The sequence below is a fragment of the Mammaliicoccus sp. P-M59 genome (assembly GCF_022386135.1).
In the GTDB taxonomy this organism is placed as follows: Bacteria; Bacillota; Bacilli; order Staphylococcales; family Staphylococcaceae; genus Mammaliicoccus; species Mammaliicoccus sciuri_A.
Genome location: NZ_JAJNJJ010000009.1, coordinates 43,497 through 63,664, shown reverse-complemented (window position 1 = coordinate 63,664; position 20,168 = coordinate 43,497). Strand labels below are relative to the sequence as shown.

General features: G+C 32.8%; 20 protein-coding genes. 8 read left to right on the top strand and 12 right to left on the bottom strand.

Translation table 11 applies throughout. The annotated features are described in order from the left end of the window. Positions 1-14: 14 nt before the first annotated feature. The gene (locus LQ617_RS13540; protein ID WP_239740597.1) at positions 15-173 is read left to right on the top strand and encodes a hypothetical protein; all 159 of its coding nucleotides are present in this window, start codon (positions 15-17) and stop codon (positions 171-173) included. A gap of 26 nt (positions 174-199) precedes the next feature. After that, positions 200-1,237 carry a galactitol-1-phosphate 5-dehydrogenase gene (locus LQ617_RS13535; protein ID WP_239740596.1) on the top strand — a complete coding sequence of 346 codons (1,038 nt, stop codon included), beginning with the start codon at positions 200-202 and terminating at the stop codon, positions 1,235-1,237. Between the two features lie 509 nt (positions 1,238-1,746). On the opposite strand, the gene LQ617_RS13530 is transcribed toward LQ617_RS13535, so the two are convergent. Further along, the gene (locus LQ617_RS13530; protein ID WP_239740595.1) at positions 1,747-2,625 is read right to left on the bottom strand and encodes a nuclease-related domain-containing protein; all 879 of its coding nucleotides are present in this window, start codon (positions 2,623-2,625) and stop codon (positions 1,747-1,749) included. Positions 2,626-2,785: 160 nt separating this feature from the next. Here LQ617_RS13530 and LQ617_RS13525 point away from each other — a divergent pair, with 160 nt between their 5' ends. Then, positions 2,786-3,370, top strand: coding sequence for a LysE family translocator (locus LQ617_RS13525; RefSeq protein ID WP_239740594.1), 585 nt, complete (start codon positions 2,786-2,788; stop codon positions 3,368-3,370). Between the two features lie 175 nt (positions 3,371-3,545). On the opposite strand, the gene LQ617_RS13520 is transcribed toward LQ617_RS13525, so the two are convergent. Then, on the bottom strand, positions 3,546-5,189 hold the full coding sequence (locus tag LQ617_RS13520; protein ID WP_239740593.1) for an alpha-keto acid decarboxylase family protein: 1,644 nt from the start codon (positions 5,187-5,189) through the stop codon (positions 3,546-3,548). Positions 5,190-5,403: 214 nt separating this feature from the next. On the opposite strand from LQ617_RS13520, the gene LQ617_RS13515 reads away from it, so the two are divergent. Continuing rightward, positions 5,404-5,850 carry a MarR family winged helix-turn-helix transcriptional regulator gene (locus LQ617_RS13515; RefSeq protein ID WP_025906982.1) on the top strand — a complete coding sequence of 149 codons (447 nt, stop codon included), beginning with the start codon at positions 5,404-5,406 and terminating at the stop codon, positions 5,848-5,850. A 56-nt stretch (positions 5,851-5,906) separates the two neighbouring features. Here the strand turns inward: LQ617_RS13515 and LQ617_RS13510 are convergent, their stop codons facing one another. Together LQ617_RS13510 and LQ617_RS13505 are read right to left on the bottom strand one after the other, a co-directional pair. Next, positions 5,907-6,128, bottom strand: a complete 222-nt coding sequence (locus LQ617_RS13510; protein WP_037590487.1) for a hypothetical protein — start codon at positions 6,126-6,128, stop codon at positions 5,907-5,909. A 7-nt stretch (positions 6,129-6,135) separates the two neighbouring features. Beyond that, positions 6,136-7,311 carry a DUF418 domain-containing protein gene (locus tag LQ617_RS13505; protein WP_239740592.1) on the bottom strand — a complete coding sequence of 392 codons (1,176 nt, stop codon included), beginning with the start codon at positions 7,309-7,311 and terminating at the stop codon, positions 6,136-6,138. Positions 7,312-7,445: 134 nt separating this feature from the next. Between LQ617_RS13505 and LQ617_RS13500 the strand changes: the two genes are divergently transcribed. Genes LQ617_RS13500 through LQ617_RS13490 form a run of 3 tightly spaced genes read left to right on the top strand, consistent with a single transcriptional unit; the run spans position 7,446 to position 9,940 of the window. Next, positions 7,446-8,105, top strand: coding sequence for a response regulator transcription factor (locus tag LQ617_RS13500; RefSeq protein ID WP_239740591.1), 660 nt, complete (start codon positions 7,446-7,448; stop codon positions 8,103-8,105). A 4-nt stretch (positions 8,106-8,109) separates the two neighbouring features. Continuing rightward, the gene (locus tag LQ617_RS13495; RefSeq protein ID WP_239740590.1) at positions 8,110-9,573 is read left to right on the top strand and encodes a sensor histidine kinase; all 1,464 of its coding nucleotides are present in this window, start codon (positions 8,110-8,112) and stop codon (positions 9,571-9,573) included. Between the two features lie 13 nt (positions 9,574-9,586). Further along, positions 9,587-9,940: a hypothetical protein gene (locus tag LQ617_RS13490; protein WP_206166654.1), complete on the top strand. Its 354-nt coding sequence runs from the start codon at positions 9,587-9,589 to the stop codon at positions 9,938-9,940. Positions 9,941-10,576: 636 nt separating this feature from the next. Here LQ617_RS13490 and LQ617_RS13485 read toward each other — a convergent pair. From LQ617_RS13485 to LQ617_RS13470, 4 genes are all read right to left on the bottom strand, one after another. Beyond that, positions 10,577-10,747: an LPXTG cell wall anchor domain-containing protein gene (locus LQ617_RS13485; RefSeq protein WP_239705850.1), complete on the bottom strand. Its 171-nt coding sequence runs from the start codon at positions 10,745-10,747 to the stop codon at positions 10,577-10,579. A gap of 564 nt (positions 10,748-11,311) precedes the next feature. After that, positions 11,312-13,078: a SpaA isopeptide-forming pilin-related protein gene (locus tag LQ617_RS13480; RefSeq protein WP_239740589.1), complete on the bottom strand. Its 1,767-nt coding sequence runs from the start codon at positions 13,076-13,078 to the stop codon at positions 11,312-11,314. Positions 13,079-13,373: 295 nt separating this feature from the next. Further along, a complete protein-coding gene (yidC, locus tag LQ617_RS13475; RefSeq protein ID WP_239740588.1) occupies positions 13,374-14,132 on the bottom strand; it encodes a membrane protein insertase YidC in 759 nt (252 codons plus the stop codon). A gap of 29 nt (positions 14,133-14,161) precedes the next feature. Beyond that, entirely contained in the window at positions 14,162-14,431 is a 270-nt protein-coding gene (locus LQ617_RS13470; protein WP_037590157.1) for a hypothetical protein, read from the bottom strand. 170 nt (positions 14,432-14,601) lie between these two features. Between LQ617_RS13470 and LQ617_RS13465 the strand changes: the two genes are divergently transcribed. Further along, positions 14,602-15,525, top strand: a complete 924-nt coding sequence (locus LQ617_RS13465) for an ABC transporter substrate-binding protein (RefSeq protein WP_239740587.1) — start codon at positions 14,602-14,604, stop codon at positions 15,523-15,525. 580 nt (positions 15,526-16,105) lie between these two features. On the opposite strand, the gene LQ617_RS13460 is transcribed toward LQ617_RS13465, so the two are convergent. From LQ617_RS13460 to LQ617_RS13445, 4 genes are all read right to left on the bottom strand, one after another. Then, entirely contained in the window at positions 16,106-17,470 is a 1,365-nt protein-coding gene (locus LQ617_RS13460) for an MFS transporter (RefSeq protein ID WP_239740586.1), read from the bottom strand. A 16-nt stretch (positions 17,471-17,486) separates the two neighbouring features. Then, on the bottom strand, positions 17,487-18,050 hold the full coding sequence (locus LQ617_RS13455; RefSeq protein ID WP_239740585.1) for a cysteine hydrolase family protein: 564 nt from the start codon (positions 18,048-18,050) through the stop codon (positions 17,487-17,489). Positions 18,051-18,168: 118 nt separating this feature from the next. Beyond that, complete coding sequence (locus LQ617_RS13450) at positions 18,169-19,140, bottom strand: FecCD family ABC transporter permease (RefSeq protein ID WP_239740584.1); 972 nt, start codon at positions 19,138-19,140, stop codon at positions 18,169-18,171. Next, the gene (locus tag LQ617_RS13445; RefSeq protein ID WP_103361815.1) at positions 19,137-20,123 is read right to left on the bottom strand and encodes a FecCD family ABC transporter permease; all 987 of its coding nucleotides are present in this window, start codon (positions 20,121-20,123) and stop codon (positions 19,137-19,139) included. Before LQ617_RS13445 ends, LQ617_RS13450 begins: the two co-directional genes overlap by 4 nt. Between the last annotated feature and the right edge of the window lie 45 nt (positions 20,124-20,168).

The following is a 20,168-nucleotide window of genomic DNA, read 5'->3' as shown; positions in this document are numbered from 1 at the left end:
GGAGAATGTTGATTATGGTTGAACACATGTTAGATTTTATGCTTGGGCCAATGAGAGATATTACACAATTCTATATGGATAATTTACTCGTATGTAATAGTGCTGTCTTCTTAAGTTATTTCGGTTCTAAACTTTTCAAGAAGAAGAAAGTGACTTCAGAACAAACCTCATAATATAAATAGAGGGGAGGATAATACTTTTGAAAGCCTTAAATTTATATGGTATTGAAGATTTAAGATTTGAAGAAACAGCTGTACCAAAGATAGATGCACCGAATGATGTCATTATTAAAGTTAAAGCAACAGGTATCTGTGGATCAGATACCTCCCGCTACAAAAAGCTTGGACCTTACAAACAAGGTATGACGTTCGGACATGAATTTTCAGGAATTGTTGAGGAAGTTGGTAGCGACGTATCAGGGTTAAATGTCGGAGATGCTGTAACAGGATGCCCTGCTGTCGTTTGCCATCAATGCCATTACTGTGAAAAAGGTGAATACTCACGTTGTGAAAATTTATATGTGATTGGATCATATGAACCTGGTTGTTTTGCAGAATATGTGAAACTCCCAGCAAACAATGTACTTAAAGTACCAGACAATGTAGATTTAGATACTGCAGCAATGGTCGAACCTTCTGCAGTCGTTGCACATGGATTTTACAGAACACATATGAAGCCGGGTGCAACTGTAGCAGTCATGGGATGTGGGAGCATCGGATTACTAGCCATTCAATGGTCGAAAATATTCGGGGCAGCTAAAATTATCGCAATAGATATTGATGACCATAAATTAGAAATCGCTAAGGAACTCGGCGCAGATTATACGATTAATTCTAAAGAAACAGACTTAGATGAGGCTATATCTGCAATACCTGAAAAAATTGATGTTGCTGTTGAATCAGCAGGATCACCGTTTACGATAGGACAAGTACTTACCTTACCAACTAAAGGTGGCGAAGTCTTACTATTAGGTATTCCATATTCAGATATCGAGATTCACCGTCAACATTTTGAAAAGATATTAAGAAATGAGCTTAATGTTATAGGTTCATGGAACGGTTTATCCGCCCCATTCCCAGGAGAAGAATGGGCAGCTACACTACATTATATGTCTACAGGAGAAATTGATGTGAAACCCATTATCTCCGATGTACTTCCTTTATCAAAAGGACCAGAAACATTTGATAACTTAGTAAACAGAAAGAAACAGTACGATAAAGTAATCTTCCACCCATAAATAAACATAACCATATATCAATATTATCTTAAGAAGGAACAGGGGCGCACATAGTGCGCCCCTGTTTTTTTGGTTGGGGATTGGATTGGAACTGGTTCAGGGCGTTCTGGTTTGGCCAAATCGCAATGTTTGTTGGTTCAATGTTGCTAGTTGGTGCTGTCTTGCAATGTTCATCCCTCCAATATTGCTAGTCAGACTTCACTTGCAATGTTCATCCCTCCAATGTTGCTAGTCAGCCCTCACTTGCAATGTTCATCCCTCCAATATTGCTAGTCAGACTTCACTTGCAATGTTCATCCCTCCAATGTTGCTAGTCAGACTTCACTTGCAATGTTCATCCCTCCAATATTGCTAGTCAGCCCTTACTTGCAATGTTCACTGCTTCAATATTGCTAGTCAGTCTTCACTTGCAATGTTCACTGCTTCAATATTGCTAGTCAGCTTCCACTTGCAATGTTCACCGCTTCAATGTTGCTAGTCAGCTTCCACTTGCAATGTTCACCGCTGCTTTATTGATTTTTATAGTATTTTTTTGGATTCTTATTTGTACTTCTAAAATATTTTTCACACACTCTTCTTATAGTATATTTATTCTCCACCCCACACCATTTCTGGGCTTCTGATAAAGTAAATGGCTCCCCTTTACACAAATTAAGTTCTAATAAATTAAACAAATACACATTTTGTCGTATGTCTTTGAAATCGCATAATCTACATTTCAGATTTTTCTTTCGTTCTTCTACCTCAACTGTATTCAATCTCTTACATTTCGGGCATTTCAACCCTGGTTTTATACTAGCTATTGGGACTTTTTTAATATTGTTATAAAGATGTGAAAAGTCACTATGCTCTTGTTGAAACATATGTAAGATATTAGCATTTTCTATAGTATGATTATTTTTGAACATATATTTGAGTTTGTGTAATTCTGTTGGTAATAGGATATTGAATTGATTAGGCATTGTACCTTTTAAAGTAAATTTGGGGTTTGAAAAAATAAGATAGGAATGTAAGGGTTTGTTGATATTCAAATGGGATATTAAATGATTCAATTCATGATTGGCTCGTCGCAGTTGTTGAAAAGGTGTATAAAACATGTTTCCAAATTCGTTCATAAGCTGACCATCTTTAATCGTATAATCTCCAGAATAATGCTTAACTTCAAAGTGACATATAGCATCATCCGTTACAATTAAGAAATCAATTTGAACGCGATTTTTGTAGTTTATATGAAAATCATATAAATAATGAAGATCTGGATATTCATCAAGAATACCTTTAATGAAAAGTTCACCCTCCAGACCTTTAATATAGTTCCTCGTATCTTCGTCAAGTTTATCTTGAATGATACGATTTTTGAGAGCCAGTAAGTATGTTTGACTGTTCATCGATGCACCTCCATAATTCTTTACAATTATTATAGAGAATGCGCAGGAAAAGATAAACTAAAATATTCTCTTTCTCATCCCCCCCCACCACCAACCATTTACAATCACTTCTTCTATCGATACAATACTCTCAATAGTTTAATTTGAAGGGGTGTTTTATATGACTTTATTATCTATGACGATTTATGCGATTGTTTCTAGCTTCACGCCTGGACCTAATAACATTATGTCTTTATATTATTCTAAACAAACTGGTCTGCGAGGTACAGTAAGATTCTGTATCGGTGTTGCGCTTGGCTTCTTTTTATTACTACTCGTATCTAATTTCTTTAGTTCTGCTCTCTATCACCTTTTCCCTAAAATACAATTATATATGAAGATTTTCGGGGCAATTTATTTACTTTATTTAGCATACAAAATTGGAACGAGTAAAGGTACGGATGCTCAATCGTTTAGTAACAGACACAATAATATTAAATTTGGTATGTTGTTACAGTTTGTAAATCCTAAAGGTGTGATTTATGCGTTAAGTGTAGTGGCTGCGTTTATAACCCCAAACTTTGAACATTTCTCTATCCAAATCATCTTAATTACATATTTAGCACTCATCGGATTTCTATCCTCGTTCAGTTGGAGTGTCTTTGGTTCAATCTTTAAAAAGTTTATTAATCAACATGAATTAGCATTTAATCTCATAATGGCACTACTTCTCGTTTATACTGCCTTCTCCATCCTCTTCACATAAAAAAATGGGAGCGTGGACAGAAATCTAATTTAGATAAAAAGATTTCGTAGTCCCGCCCCGGCAAGGATGACTAGAGTTGAAAAAAGCTTGCTACAAGCGCATTTTCAATTCAGTCATCTACTGCCAAGATACTAAAAGAGTCAGAGACGTTACATTATGTCCCTGACTTTTTGTATTAACTATTTTGTTTTGAGAATGCTTGTCCGATTGCGTCTAGTTTTTCTGGTGCGTCTGATACGCCCATTTTAACTTCTATGAAATGCATTTGATTTGGTTCGTTGTTAATTTTTAAGAATACATTTTCTAAATCGGCAGATGTTTCTACGTCGTGAACGGCTACTGTATCTTTACCGCCAAATACGGCTGGTAACATTTTGTAGTCCCACATTTGAATATCATTATATACTTGGTGTTCGCCGTGGATTTTTCTTTCAACTGTGTATCCATCATTATTAATAACAAAAATAACAGGTTTAAGGTCGTTTCTAATCATTGTTGAAATATCTTGTGCTGTTAATTGTAATGAACCATCACCGATTAATAATATATTTCTTCTATATAAATTAGACGTTTGTGTACCGATTGTTGCTGGTAATGTATAACCGATTGATCCCCATAATGGTTGTCCAATAAATGTATTGTCTTTATATAAGTTAAGGTCATACGCACCGAAGAATGAAGTACCTTGTTCTGCTAAAATGATATCATCTAATCCGATAAAGTCTTGCATCATTTTAAAGTAAGTTTCTTGTGTAAGTGGCGCATTATCAACTGTGTAATCACCTTTTTCAGGACGATTATTTTCTGGGAAATGTGCTTCATTTTTATATTCAATATCAAGTAATCCGTTCATTAAACTTGGTAATGTATATTCTGATGAAGTTGTATCATTTAATTTGAAATCTAAGTGATTGATCATCACGACATCATCAATATCAAATCCATATGAATAACCTGCAGTTGCTGAATCTGTTAATTTAGCACCAATATTTAAAATAGCATCACTGTTATCTACATAATTTCTAATCTCTTCTTCTGCAATACTACCGTCATAAATCCCCATATAATAACGACTTTCTTCATTAAATGCACCTTTACCTAAAGAAAGTTGTGCAACTGGAATTTGTGTTTGTTCAACAAAGCGTTCTAATTCATCATGTAATTTAAAGCTATTAATTTCATGTCCTGTAATGATAACTGGTTGCTGAGCTGTTTTTAATTTTTGTTGTACCATTTCAATGTAATGTGAAACATCTTGATTAATCATTTCTGCTGGTTTAAAGTCTTCTTCAACTTCAATTTCTGCTTGTGCTACATCGATTGGTAAATGTATATGAACAGGTCTTTTTTCAGCTAATGCTGCATTAATTAATCTTGGAATTTCAGTCTGAGCATTTTCTACTGTAATATAACCTTGAGCTGTTGTGATTTCTTTAAACATTTTTCTATAACTATCAAACTTACCTTCACCTAATGAATGGTGAACATATTTACCCGCTTCTTCAACAACTGTTGTTGGTGCACCTGTAATAGCTATCACTGGCACGCGTTCTGCATAAGATCCTGCAATACCGTTAACTGCACTTAGTTCACCAACGCCAAATGTAGTGACCATTGCGCTGATACCATTCATTCTTGCATATCCATCAGCAGCATAACTTGCATTTAATTCATTTGTATTGCCTACCCATTCCATATCTTCTCTGCTTACAATATCGTCTAAAAATGCTAAATTAAAATCTCCAGGAACACCAAATACTTTTTCTACTCCTACTGTACTTAATGAATCCATTAAATATTCCCCAACACGTTTTTTCATATCCGATTCTCCTTTTCTATTTTTATGAATCAATTTAAGTCAATATAGTTGACCTATTAGTGTAAAAAATAAACCTTTGATTAAATATCAAATGTTTAATAATCCCTTTAACAATTCTTAGTATATACCTACTTTAAAATTAAGTCAACCTCATTGACCTAAAAATGAATTTTTAACAACTATCCTTTATAATAGTTGAAAAGGAGTCGACACGATGGATAATAAAAACAATTATGATCATATGCTTTTTTATTTCGCATACAAAACATTTATCAATACAGCTGACGATATTATTAAAAACCATGGCATGAATAGACAACATCACAGATTTTTATTTTTTATAGATCAAATGCCAGGTATAACAATTAAAGATTTATTAGATACACTTGAAATATCAAAACAAGCTTCTCACGCTTCATTAAAAAAATTAAAAGAGAAAAAATTAATTAGATATGTAGACTCTGACAATGATAGACGTGTGAAACATTTATACCCTACAGAAGAAGGTAGTGCATTAGTTCATAAATTGAACCAAGCCCAAAATGAATTATTACAGCAAACGTTTGAAGAAGCTGGTACAGAGTGGCACGATTTTATGGAACATCTTGCAAGTATGAAAAGTGGATTTAAAAATGTTAAATCTATTAAGCCGAAAGAATAGAAATCAAAAATGGGAGCTGGACAACACGTCCTGCTCCCTGTCTTTATATACTTAAACTAATCTCTTTGTTCATATGTACGTAATGAACTATAAACGACAATACAGATGAAGTATAAAATAACAATGATGATGAAACTATATGGCACACGTTCTAAATAGAACCAACTTAATTGCAAATCAGTAAATTGATTAAGCTGCTGAATGACATATCTTGCGACTAATAGCCCTGAAAATACGACAAATAATATGCGTGCGACTTTCTTAACTATTTCAATCATTATTATTTCATCTCCTCTTCCCTACTTTAATTTTCCAATGTGTAAACATTCGAAGTATATATTCTAACGGACCATATCGCCAATGCTTTTGATACCATGTTGCAAAAAGCATTTGTAATACATAAATTAATATAAAACTAAACGATGTCACTATGAGTATATCTTTACCGAATAATCCTAATCCATAGCCATACAGAATGAGTGTTCCGATAATACTTTGTAAAATATACATCGATAACGACATTTTACCGAGACTTTCAAACCCTCTAAATATTACGTTCTGTTGATACGTTTGATATAAATATTTAAATAAACAAATATAGCTGATGGCCAACAATATACCAAATATCATGGCAATGCTCTCTGCTGCATTTTCATTCGATAACCATAAATAAGAGGACTTTCCTAATATCCATACTGGTGTTATATATATAAACCATTTTGAAATGTGTTGATCTTTAATACGTTTTTCAAACCATTTATATTTAGATAAACATATACCTAGTGTGAAATACGGAACTTCTATAAACAGAATCATTACAAATAACCATCCCATATTATCGCCAAGCATTGCTTTTAATTGCATGAATTTCGGATCTTGTATCGTGTCATCTGCTTCACGAATATCCCAATAACTACCTTCACTAAATAATGTTTTAACTTCATGCACATACGAAGCTTTATCACTCGTTTCTATAATAGGAGCTGAAGTATCAAATAAAGAGCCAACCGACATTGCTAATATGAACCCAAATCCAATAATCGTCACCCATTTAAAAAATTTACGATTCAATGAAATGAACGGAATCACGATTAACATCGATAGTGCATAACCAAATAAGATATCTCCTTCCCATATAAAATAAGCATGTAAACTACCTAATATTAATAAGAATATGGCTCTTCTTAACAGTTTAATTCTCGGACGTTTAACTTGTTTACTTTTCATAGATTGATAGAGCTTATCTAAAGAAAAACCAAATAAAATCGCAAATATTGGCATAAAGCTACCTTCAAATATAATCTTGATAATATGATAAATTGTTTGATTCAAACCACTTAAATGATACTGATCTATGTATAATTGCCCGGTTAAACCAAATTGGAAAATTAATAAATTGGCCATAAATATGCCAAATAAACTAAATCCCCTTAGTGCATCGGCAACTTCTATTCTGTTCATTCTATTCACCTCACATATTATATTAACAAGTTAAAATAAAATGTGACTTATATAAACCTTAAATCTGACTTAATTTTACATATACGTGTAGATACATATAAAATGAAAATATACAATAATATAGAGGTGTAAAAATGACTGCCAAAATATTAATAGTAGAAGATGATTTAGATATACAAACATTGATAAAAATATCCTTATCGAATAAACAATTAGGTGAGATATATTTAGCAAGCGACAAACCAGAAGCTGAATCAAAATTAAAAGCCCATCACTTTGATGTTGTGTTGCTTGATTTAAACTTAAAATCAGAAAATGGCTATGAACTCGTCAAATATATTAAACATGAAGATACCAAACTTATTATCGTTACAGCAAAAGATTCTGATTTAGATGTTTATAAAGGATTTGAAAATGGTGCCGTAGATTATGTTAAGAAACCATTTGATCCTATTGAACTTGCTTATCGCGTTTCCGTACATATTAAAAATATCAATACGCATCATAATAAGAATTTGAAAGTCAATCTCGATACAACTGATGTCATCACAAATAACAAGAAGGCTAATCTAACATCAAGAGAATATGACCTTCTCGCTTATTTCATTAAAAATAAAAACCAAGTTTTGACAAAGAGTCAACTATACGAACGTGTATGGGGTTATTCAGTCAGTGTGGATGACAATACATTAATGGTTCACATACGTACACTACGCAAAAAAATAGAAGATGACCCGAATAATCCTCAACTTATACAGACAGTTCGAGGCAAAGGTTACATATATAGAGGTTAATGAAATGAATAAAAGATTCACATGGAAATTCACGAAATACATTTTTATTTTTCTTACGATTACTTTTATTATAGGTGTTATCGGCATCTGGCTTTTCTTTACCAATGTTATAAAAATTTCTTATTCCGATTTAGATGATGTTGATGATTTTTATATGGATTTTTCAATATCAAATGAAGAAAACGGCTATAAATTAAATGATGATTTAAAACAAAAATTAAAAGACAATCATGTTCAGTTGTATATTATCGATAAAAATGCCAATGTCCTTTATCCTAAAAAACAAATGAATTTGAAAAATAAAATTGTTGAAAACTTATACAACACACAAGCCATTCCATTTCGCAGTGATGACTATAGCGTCATATTAATTTATCCAAAATCACATAGACATGCTATTCAATCAACAGAAAATATTGATACAAAGAAATTGATAAGTAGCTTGTACATCAATAATTACAATAAATATTATCATGTCGAAAAGGATAATCAATTAACATTTATAGATAATCCTGCCTATCATAAAGTAGAATATACAGATGAGTTTAATGACATTGAAAATAAGACATTTAAATTTTTAGCACTATCTTATTTATTATTGATTATACTCAACATGATTTTAGTAATCATTTTCGCATTTATCATTTCTAAAAGACTTTCTAAGCCATTATTCTTCTATACCGATTGGATAGAAAATCTTTCTAAAGGTAAATTGTTTAAGCCAAGCTCTAAACACTACAACAAAAGAAGCAAAAAATTATTTAAAGAACTGAATGATTCTGTAGAAAGCTTAAACTTACAACTGACTGAAGATAAAATCTACCAAAATCAAATTAATTACTATCGCGAGAAATGGCTTAATCAACTATCTCATGATTTAAAATCACCTTTAACATCTATTTATGGTTACGCCAAGCTCTTATCATCAGAAGAAATTGATACTAAGAAATATGCGATTTTAATTTCAGATAAAGCTGCATATATGACTGAGCTGATTGATAGTTTAAACAATAACTTCAGATACGAAACAGATCAAATGACCATTCATAAAGAATCATTCGATATTACTGAGACATTAAAGCAGCTGAGAAGAACCTTACAATATGACAAACTTGAAATTATCAATGAATTAACAGAACAAAAATTTTATGGCAATAAACTATATTTTGAACGTATGATGATGAACCTTATAGATAATAGTATCGATCATAATAAATGTAACCCAAACATCGAAATCAACATTAAGAATATAAATGAAGGTTTAGAAATTAACTACAAAGATGACGGTGTCGGCATAAGTAAGACGACAGAGAAACACATGCTTCATTCAAATTACACAACAAAAGACAACAAAGAAGGACACGGTATCGGTTCAACAATCATTATGGATTGCATCACATTTCATAACGGAACCTTTAAAATTATGCCCACTACAAAAGGTGTAAACTTCAAAATCCATTTAAATTAAGGAGCTGAGAAGAATGAAGGAGAAATTGTTTTATAGTGTGACATATGGATTGTATATCATTACAATTATTTTATTAACCCAACTTATTATTTTCAATAAAGTGGATTTAGCGTCATTAATTGGTTCAATAATCGGAATTTCACTAGTTATGCCACTAGTTTTAGCAAGTGATATATATAAAAAAGAAAAATACAATATCTTTACTAAAGAATACTTAATACTATTTAGCTCATTAATTATCGCATTCATCTTAATAAGATTATTCGTTGCTCCCGATTATAGAATATATCCTATGATGGTGATTGTTGTTATCTTGATTACATATGAATTCATTAAGAGAAGAAAGAAAAAGAAGCTCGAGAATTGAGCTTCAAGTGTTTAAGTCACTAGACAAATTGTATTTTTTCATGATATTCTATAATCAAATAAAGGTAACGTGCTGGTACACGTTACCTCAACAAGCCCGTTTAAGTGACGGTGACTTTTAGATGATTAAATAACCATCAGCTTGCCAAAGTTGTGATGGTTATTTTTTATTTCTTTTTTTCATTACAATGACTACTTCAATAAACATTAGTACTAATATACTCATGCTTATTTTGAGTTGCATTGCAATTTCAATAGAAAACAAAGGCTATCCTCCTTTCTAGAGATTGTTTAAATACCTTCATAGGCATCAACCTCCTTAGATTGGATTAGCCACCATCTACCCAACTTGCTTGTGACATCATTATACCATTATATGTTTTTCTAATTCTATAAAAAACACATAAAATTTTAGAGAACTTATATCTATACAAATACTAATATTTTATTTATAATAGAGTTATAAGCCCGTTTAAGTGACGGTAGCTGTATATAATTTTAATAACCTTCTATATGCACGCTAAAGCGAATAGAAGGTTATTTTTTTATGTTTTTATTCATAAAAAGACGCTCAAAAATCGAGCGTCTTTTTTGTATAGTCGTTAGTCTTTATTTGCAATTAAGGCCAACATTTACCTTATTTTTGTTTTTTTCTAAAGAATAGTAATACAGATCCAATTGCTAATAATAATAGTATGCTTGCTGTTGTTATTATTGGATGATTTTGTATGACTTCACCTGTATTAGGCAATATTCCATCTTTATCATTTTTTTGTTTTTGTTGTGTTTTGTCAGATGTTACTGTCATATTTCCATCTTTTTCAGTATTATTTTTAGCTTGATCTTTATTTACATTTTCTTCACTTGATTTACCTGATTTTGCTTCTTCTTTATTTTGAGCTTCTGGTGTTGGTTTTTCATGTGTTGGTTTATCTGGTGTTGGATTATCTGGCTCTGGTTTGTCTGGATTTGGATTATCCGGTGTTGGGTTATCTGGTTTTGGATTGTCCGGTTTCGGATTGTCTGGTTTTGGATTATCTGGCTCTGGTTCATCCGGTGTTGGGTTATCTGGTTTTGGCTCATCCGGTTTCGGATTATCTGGTTTTGGTTCATCCGGTGTTGGGTTATCTGGTTTCGGGTTATCTGGTTTTGGTTCATCTGGTTTCGGGTTATCTGGTTTTGGTTCATCCGGTTTCGGATTATCCGGTGTTGGGTTATCTGGATCTGGTTTGTCTGGATTTGGATTATCCGGTGTTGGATTATCCGGTGTTGGATTATCTGGTTTTGGTTCATCCGGTGTTGGATTGTCCGGTTTCGGATTATCTGGTTTTGGATTGTCCGGTGTTGGGTTATCTGGTTTTGGTTTATCCGGTTATGGATTATCTGGTTTCGGCTTATCCGGTGTTGGATTATCTGGTTTTGGTTCATCCGGTGTCGGATTATCCGGTGTTGGGTTATCTGGTTCTGGCTTGTCTGGTTCTGGTTTATCTGGATCCGGCTTATCTGGATCCGGCTTATCTGGTTCTGGCTTATCCGGATCTGGGTTATCTGGATCCGGCTTATCTGGATCCGGCTTATCTGGTTCTGGCTTATCCGGATCTGGGTTATCTGGATCCGGATTGTCCGGTGTTGGGTTATCTGGTTTCGGATTATCTGGTTTTGGATTGTCCGGTGTTGGGTTATCTGGTTTTGGTTCATCCGGTTTCGGATTATCTGGTTTTGGTTCATCCGGTTTCGGATTATCCGGTGTTGGGTTATCTGGTTTCGGATTATCCGGTGTTGGGTTATCTGGTTTCGGATTATCTGGATCCGGATTGTCCGGTGTTGGGTTATCTGGTTCCGGATTGTCCGGTGTTGGGTTATCTGGTTCTGGATCTTTAATGTTCACAACAGTCAAATTAATTTCTTTATCTTTTTCAAAATCTAATACAACCTTACTAGGAAAATCAGCTTCATTAATTTTATATCCATCTGGAATTTTAGTCTCTTTAAGCGTGTGTGTTCCACCTTTAATATTTTCAAAAACTAATGTCCCATTTGAATCAGTCGTTCCTTTACCAACTACTTCTCCATCTAAATTAACTAATTCAAATTCTGCACCTTCAAGTGGTTTTGAATTTCCTTTTTCATCATTTCCAACTTTAGAAATCACTACTTTACCACTATATTTTGCTAAATCTCCTTCTGCCTTACCGCCAGAGTTAATATTCTGAACAACAGCATTAGAATGCTCTATTATTTGTTTTTCATTTTTATCTATATATGTAACTGATGATTGATTTTCAAATGATTTCAATGAATTATCAGTGATCTTTGTTGAATAATAGACAATTAATTCATTGTAACTAGGTGTGTTGAACCTAATATTTATCGTTTTATTGGTAACATCAACATTTCCTAATCCAGCATTTTCAAATTCTTCAACTGTATAAAATCTTGGTTGTGCTTCATTTACTTGTTTTACCGATAATTGCAAGCTATCTTTATTTAATTCCATACCGCTTCCAATATTATCAGATATTAAAGCTGGATCATTTCCTCTAAAATAATCTTGCTTGTTATTGAATCTTATTGCCCATTGTATATTATTTACGTCATCTGGGAGTATCTGTCCGGTTTTATGAAATATCTCTTCCGATTTTCCTCCTGCAGAAGACCCATTATTTACAGTTATCACTTTAGTGATATTTGTATTTCCAAAATCTAAGTCAACTTTATGTGATCCTTCTTCTGATTTATTTATTTCTGCTTCAAAGAAGAATTCTCCTCTAATATTATCTAATTTTTCTACATTGTCATTAAAAGTACAATTAACAGAATTATTAGATACCTGACATGTACCAAGTTCTGTACCCTCAGAATTTTTCAAAGAAATTGCTGAATTAAATCCTAATAATTCCTTCGGGAGCAAAACTGATAAAGTATCGTTTGGTGAAATTTTAGTACCATTTCCGGCAAAGGTTACGGATATTTTAGTTCTTTCTCTATGTGAAAATTCACCATTAGAACCATCTTGTTTAGTAACATTGATGTCTTTAATAACATGGTTCGTTAAATCCTTTGCTTGAACTTGATTGTTAAAACTAAAAATTTGTGTAAAAAGTAATAAAAACATAATTAAAATTGAAACTTTCCTCATATTAACCTCCTAATTTTTGTATATTTTTGGTTATTATACCATTATTTATCAAAAATAAAAATATTTTCTAAACAAAATTGTTTGAAAAATATTTCTATTATAGAAACTAGTTAGCTTTATCTAAAAGTTTATTTACTAATAATAAAATATAGTATTTCTATAAAAATGGTCACCTTTAATTCAATATACAAACATTTTATAAAAATTGATTATTCTTTTAACCCTGTCTAAAAAGTCATTAAAAAATGCCACTAAAGTCATAGACTTTAGCGGCATATCGAGCGTCTTTTATTATTTATGAACTTGTTTGAAGTTCGTCTTCGTGATAATTAAAGTACTTATTAGATATATATTGTTGAACGATAAGTACGATCGCACTTGCACTCCAATATAATGGAAGTGCTGCTGGTGTGCTCATACTTACAATAAAGATCATAATTGGACTAATATACATGATGTATTTCATTTGTCCATTTGATTCTTCTGGTAAATATTTTGTTGATAAATATGCTTGTAATAAATAGAGTGCTCCGGCAATCAGTGCCATAAATATATTTGGTGTACCTAGGTTAAACCAAGCGAAACTATGACTTGCAAGTGCATCATTATGAGATATTGCAAAGTACAACGCCATTAGTATCGGCATCTGTATAATCATTGGTAAACATCCCATACCTAAAGGATTTATACCATGTTCTTTATATAAAGCCATCATTTCTTGGCTATATTGTGCACGTTCTTGTTCATCTTTAGCTGATTTCATCTTCTTATTAATTTCATCCATTTGTGGTTTTATTTTCTTCATTTTAAATTGCATTTTCTTCTGTCCTTTAAAAGAACGCAACATAAACGGCATAACAATTAGTCTTACACATATAGTAACGATGATAATGCCAATTCCGTAACTATTATTAAAGAATGATGCAAAGAATTTAATCAAATAAATGAATGGTTCTACTAATGAATTATAAAATACACCACCTTCTTGTGGTGCACATCCACTTAGTAATATCGATACTGCTAAAAATGCTAAAACTGTATATAATTTTTTCAAAATTTCTCCTCCAATATATTAATTATGCGTTAATATATTGGACTAGCGTCTTCTTCATCGACTGTTTTGGATAAGCAACGTGTTCTCCACCTTAAAATAGGGACTATCCATTCGAAAATGTATTGATCCTCTACTTCAGTTGAAAACCTTACAATCCAATCTTTGTGGAGCTTGATGTTTGCCTGCATTTGCAAGTAAACAAACAAGAGCGTTAATAACACAGGAATGAAATAATGTATGCTAAATGCAACATAATTAATTAATATCTCTTCACCTAACAACCCTATGAGCCATTCCATTACGCCTTCACTCCTTTCCAATTGAATTTACTACGTTCAATATACATGGTAAAAATATGATATTCAAATAATTACACTCTTTAAATTTCGCAAAACCTATTGTAATATCACTATATTTTGATACAATTGAGAAAGATTATCAATATCAATAACAAAGGGGAGGCCTTTTAATGAAAAAGGTATTAATTTTAGTATTAACGTTAATTTTATTTGTTGCAGCATGCGGGAACAACAATGACAATAAAGATTCAAGTAGTAAGAAAGATTCAAACTCTGATACAAAATCATTTACGATGGATAATGGTAAGAAAGTTGACGTACCAAAAAATCCTAAACGAATTGCAGTATTACATCCAACATATGTCGGCGCATTAGTTAAATTTGATCATACTCCAGTAGCGGTACCAGAATTTATTAATCAAAATAAAGTACTTAAAGATGTTACGAAAGATGCTAAGAAAATAGATCAAACAAATGTTGAACAAGTTGCGAAATCTAAACCAGACTTAATTATTACAAGTGCACAAGACAAAAACCTTAATAAACTTAAAAAGATTGCACCTACAGTTACTTTTGATGCAATGACTTCTACATATAAAGATAATACAACTAAATTAGCAGAATCAGTCGGCGAAGAAGATAAAGCCAAAGAATGGATTAAAGAATGGGATAAAAAGCTTAAAAATGATAGAGAAGAATTAGATCCACTTATTAAAGGAAAAACAGCGACAGTCTTACAACAAACACCAAAAGGACTAATGGCATTCAGTGATGAATTAGGTCGAGGTACTGAAATCTTATATAGCGGTTGGGGATTAAAACAACCAGAAGACCTTAAGAAAGCAACAGAAAAAACAAATGCTATCTCAATAACACCAGAAGAATTCGATAAATATTTAGGTGACTTTGTTGTAATCGCAGCAAACGGAGATCAAAAAGCACCATTCGAAGATACAAATGTTTGGGCAAATACAGAAGCTAAGAAAAATGATCATGTCGTTAAATTCGATGTATCAGAAACACAATATAACGATCCAATTTCATTAGAAAAACAAAGAGAAATATTCTTAAAAGCATTTAAAGAAATGAAATAAATATGAAAAGAGCTAGGATACGTGCCCTAGCTCTTTTTTTGATGGAGAATGTGGAATTGGTTGGTGTTGTGGCTTTAATTAGTAAATTAGTAAAAGTTGTGAGTTTATTCTGCCTTTAACTCACATCTTTTGCGATCTCGTGAGTTTACTCCGCCTTTAACTCACATCTTTTACGATCTCGTGAGTTTATTCTGCCTTTAACTCACATGTTTTGCGATCTCGTGAGTTTATTCCACCTTTAACTCACATCTTTCCCAATCTCGTGAGTTTATTCCGCCTTTAACTCACATCTTTTACGATCTCGTGAGTTTACTCCGCCTTTAACTCACATCTTTTACGATCTCGTGAGTTTATTCCGCCTTTAACTCACATCTTTTACGATTTCGTGAGTTTACTCCGCCTTTAACTCACATCTTTCCCAATCTCATGAGTTTTCTCTATCATTAACTCACAAGTTTCTAAATCCCAAATATTCACTTGATCATTAACACATAAATCCCCACATTATAAAAGGACATTTTCTAAGCAACCACTCCAAAACCAACCCACCCTTCTCTCTAACTTCAGACAACCCGCAGTCTTACCTTGCGCTTAATGAACGTCTGCTGACAAAGGTTAGAATGATGATAACTACGCCTATTAGCATACAGAAAAAACCTAATTCATGTATGCCATTTGTGATGTGGTCACCTTTGAATAAAGTACTAATGAGAGTGGATGATACGATCGCTCCGATATACATCGCAGTTCTTAATAATCCTGCTGACATGCCTATCATTGATTTTGGCGCTTGATGATAAAGTGCATTTTGGTTTGCTAAATTTAGTAATCCTTGTGGCACACCGAAAATTGCTGCTAATAATATTAATATCCATAATGGTGTATCAGCTTGTATGAATTGAAATCCCATCATTGTTATGAGTGCGCAAATTGTTCCTAAATATAGTTTGAACTTGATTGATAATCTTGTGCCTGTTAATTGTGCCATAAAAATTCCAACCAAGAATTGAGGTATCATCATGAGTCCTGCATGTGCCGCAGTCAACCCTCTCCCCTCTTCTAACCATTGAACATATCCGTATAGCACACTATAAGAAATAACTGCTGTAAGTAGTGATCTTACATACGTGTTGTTTAAAGCACCATTATGACCAAGGACTCTTAAATCGATGAATGGCTTTTTAGATTTAAGTTCCATGATAACAAAAGCAACTAAACTGAACAGTCCAATTATAAATAGATAAAGAATAGATTGATCTGGCTCCATAAAGAAAATCATCCAAGTTGTTAAAGTAATTGTAAACAACGTTATACCTATAAAGTCAATTTGTTCTTTTAATGCATTTAATTTTTTCGGACTTTCAACTTTTGGATAATATAAAAATCCAAATACGAATGACAGAATGGAAAGTGGAACATTAACTAAGAATATTGCTTGCCAACCGCCACTGTGAATTAATAAACCACCGATTGTTGGACCAATAACAGAAATCGTCTGATTGGATATCGATAACATTGTTAATATTTTACTTGGACTATCTTTACCTGTACGCTTACCCTCATAACTGATTAAATACATTGCTGAAGGATAACCTGCACAAGTACCAATACCTATAAGAAATCTTGCTAATACTAATCCATAAAAAGATGGTGTAAAAATCGCAATCAAACTTGCTACACCTACTAAACTTGTAGCAAATAAAAACAACCCTCTAGGGCCAAATATATCTATAAGTTTACCTATCACCGGTTGACCAATACTCGTTGCTAAATATAACGATGACACAAGCCATGTCGTTTGATAAAAAGGTATATCAAAAGCTTGTGCAATTGGTATAAGTGCAACAGCTAACATAGAAGAGTTGATAGGATTCAATATTGACCCTAATATCATTGGAGGATATAGTTTCGTATTAAAGGTTTCCTCACTCGAAACTTGACGCATATAAATTATCTCCTATCTATACGATTGTATTTGACCAATCTATCGTCTCAGTTACTTCCGCATACCTAGGAAAAATTTTATCTATTAAAAATTGATGTGTTTCAAGATCTCTGTCTGTCATCGCATCTGATAAGACCGTTAATTCAAAGTCTTTGTCTGCCGCTTCAACTAAAGTAGATAACACAACACCACTCGTTACCACACCTGTTAAAATAAGGTGATCAATTTGCATACCACGCAATAACACTTCTAAATTACTACCTGTAAAAGCACTAAAGCGATGTTTTGTAACAATGACTTCATCTTCATTTGGTGCAAGTTCGTCTATAATTTGAGTTGATGCATCATTCACACTCATTTGTTGTCCACTTGCTTTAATTCGTGAAAATGATTTGTTGTGAGGTGACACTTCATGAAATTCTTTCGAAAAAGCGACTCTCACAAAAATGACGGGAATTTGATGTTTCCTAGCACTTTCGATAGCCTTTTTATTTTTATCGATAATTTCATTCGAATTAGATAAACTACCAACAATACCATTTTGCATATCCATAACTAATAAAGCAGATTGATTAGACATACTTACACTTCCTTAATATTCTTTTTAATGCAATGTTATCACAGCCATATTTCTCAAGAAATAATTATGCCTATCAAAAAAGCCGAAACAATCATGACTGTTTCGGCTAAATAACTCATTACACACTTTGAGATTTTTTTAATAAATATAAGAAATAAGGGGCACCAATAATGGCTGTAACTACACCTGCAGGAATTTCGAGTGGTGGAAACAGCCCTTTACCTATTGCATCTGCTACTAATAAGAATATTGAACCTATTAAAGCTGACAATGGTAACAATTTAATAGCTTTCGGTCCTGCTAATAACCTTGCTATATGAGGTGCAATTAAGCCTATAAAGCCAATTGTTCCTGTTACTGACACAACAGATCCAACGCAAATTGCTGCCATCACAAGATATACATTTCTAATAAGAGATACTTTTTCACCCAAACTGACAGCAGATTCATCACCTAAACTTAATATGTCAATTTTACGAGCAAATAAGAAAATAAATGGAAACACCACTATGCCTGGGATAAAGAACCATAAATCATCATAATTCCGTCCCCACACACTTCCTGACAACCACAATAATGTCGTATTAATATTGTCTGGATATCTAATCATGAAATATTGAAGACCTGCCTGACATATCGCACTTAAAGCAACACCTATTAATGCAATGGTGTATGTACTTGCTTGGAACAATTTGCCGATAAGCATAATAAGCATGATGAGTACAACTGCACCTATAAATGAAGCAATACCTAAGAAATAAAATGGTAGTGCTGGTAACAATAATGTTTGTGCGACTGCAAATAATCCTGCTCCTTTTGTAACACCGATGATATCTGGTGATGCTAAAGGATTTCTCAGTAAACTTTGGACAATAGCACCTGATACACCTAATAAGCCTCCACCAATCAATGAAATAATCATTCTTGGTAATCGATAATTATATACAACAAAATCATAATCATCTGAAAAGCCAGAAAATGTAGATATAATCTTTGATGTACCTATAAACTGAGAACCTACTTGTAGATTAATGAATAATGCGACCAATAGTACGAGTGAAACGATGATATATTTCCATTTAAGTTTCATCCTTTTTGAACACTCCTTCCATTTTTACATAAGTAAAGGAAGAATGGTCCGCCTATTAAAGCTGTTACAATTCCGACAGGCGATTCATAAGGATAAGCAATAATATGTGATAACGCATCTGAATAAACGAGTAACACTGCACCAATGAGTGCTGTTAATATAATATGTCTTTCATAACCGCCTCTAATCAACCTCTTAGAAATATGAGGTGCAATTAAGCCTACAAAGCCAATTGGACCTGCAACAGATACTGATGAACCAGCTAGAATAATAACCATCAATCCAAATACTATATAAATCAGTTTCTTATAAACACCTAAACCTGTAGCTAAATCATCACCAAGTGAAATAACCGTTAAATGTCTCGCTAACATAATTGTGATAATCGTACCGATTACAAACCACGGTAATAAGACTTCCACACTATCCCAATCTTTACCGTTTAACGACCCTGTTAACCAATATAGAATATCTGTGGCGTTTTCATTCATTAATATCAACACTTCAGTGACTGAAGATAGTAATAAATGAATGGTCATACCCGCTAATGCTAAACGAACTTGATTATTCTCATGTCCATAAATAAAGGTATACACAATCACGCCACCTAAAATCGCACCAATAAATCCAATATACGCACTTTGATTACCATTATAATCAGGAAAGAAAACTAATGCCGCAACAAGCACTAACGAAGCACCGGCATTAATACCAAATGTTTGAGGTGAAGCAAGTGCATTTCTCGTAATACCTTGCATGATTGCACCTGCTAGCGCTAAACTCACACCAACCATAATCGCAACTAATAGTCTTGGTAGTCTTACTGTTCTAATAATTAATGTATCTTTCGAATGATCATTATGTAATAAAGCATGAAATATCGTTTTAAAACTCATAATTGACGAAGCAAAGCTTAAATTTATAAAAATTCCTATTATTAAGATTATGACTGTTGCTATAATGATTATCGTTTCTTTTTTCATAACATCACCAACTCAACTCAGAAATAAAACAATGAACGGACAATT

What these genes read in the sequence shown, in the direction of transcription:
- LQ617_RS13540 (WP_239740597.1), top strand. Translation starts at nt 15, where the DNA reads ATGGTTGAACACATGTTAGATTTTATGCTTGGGCCAATGAGAGATATT.
- LQ617_RS13530 (WP_239740595.1), bottom strand. Translation starts at nt 2,625, where the DNA reads ATGAACAGTCAAACATACTTACTGGCTCTCAAAAATCGTATCATTCAA.
- LQ617_RS13525 (WP_239740594.1), top strand. Translation starts at nt 2,786, where the DNA reads ATGACTTTATTATCTATGACGATTTATGCGATTGTTTCTAGCTTCACG.
- LQ617_RS13520 (WP_239740593.1), bottom strand. Translation starts at nt 5,189, where the DNA reads ATGAAAAAACGTGTTGGGGAATATTTAATGGATTCATTAAGTACAGTA.
- LQ617_RS13515 (WP_025906982.1), top strand. Translation starts at nt 5,404, where the DNA reads ATGGATAATAAAAACAATTATGATCATATGCTTTTTTATTTCGCATAC.
- LQ617_RS13510 (WP_037590487.1), bottom strand. Translation starts at nt 6,128, where the DNA reads ATGATTGAAATAGTTAAGAAAGTCGCACGCATATTATTTGTCGTATTT.
- LQ617_RS13505 (WP_239740592.1), bottom strand. Translation starts at nt 7,311, where the DNA reads ATGAACAGAATAGAAGTTGCCGATGCACTAAGGGGATTTAGTTTATTT.
- LQ617_RS13500 (WP_239740591.1), top strand. Translation starts at nt 7,446, where the DNA reads ATGACTGCCAAAATATTAATAGTAGAAGATGATTTAGATATACAAACA.
- LQ617_RS13495 (WP_239740590.1), top strand. Translation starts at nt 8,110, where the DNA reads ATGAATAAAAGATTCACATGGAAATTCACGAAATACATTTTTATTTTT.
- LQ617_RS13490 (WP_206166654.1), top strand. Translation starts at nt 9,587, where the DNA reads ATGAAGGAGAAATTGTTTTATAGTGTGACATATGGATTGTATATCATT.
- LQ617_RS13485 (WP_239705850.1), bottom strand. Translation starts at nt 10,747, where the DNA reads ATGACAGTAACATCTGACAAAACACAACAAAAACAAAAAAATGATAAA.
- LQ617_RS13480 (WP_239740589.1), bottom strand. Translation starts at nt 13,078, where the DNA reads ATGAGGAAAGTTTCAATTTTAATTATGTTTTTATTACTTTTTACACAA.
- LQ617_RS13470 (WP_037590157.1), bottom strand. Translation starts at nt 14,431, where the DNA reads ATGGAATGGCTCATAGGGTTGTTAGGTGAAGAGATATTAATTAATTAT.
- LQ617_RS13465 (WP_239740587.1), top strand. Translation starts at nt 14,602, where the DNA reads ATGAAAAAGGTATTAATTTTAGTATTAACGTTAATTTTATTTGTTGCA.
- LQ617_RS13460 (WP_239740586.1), bottom strand. Translation starts at nt 17,470, where the DNA reads ATGCGTCAAGTTTCGAGTGAGGAAACCTTTAATACGAAACTATATCCT.
- LQ617_RS13455 (WP_239740585.1), bottom strand. Translation starts at nt 18,050, where the DNA reads ATGTCTAATCAATCTGCTTTATTAGTTATGGATATGCAAAATGGTATT.
- LQ617_RS13450 (WP_239740584.1), bottom strand. Translation starts at nt 19,140, where the DNA reads ATGAAACTTAAATGGAAATATATCATCGTTTCACTCGTACTATTGGTC.
- LQ617_RS13445 (WP_103361815.1), bottom strand. Translation starts at nt 20,123, where the DNA reads ATGAAAAAAGAAACGATAATCATTATAGCAACAGTCATAATCTTAATA.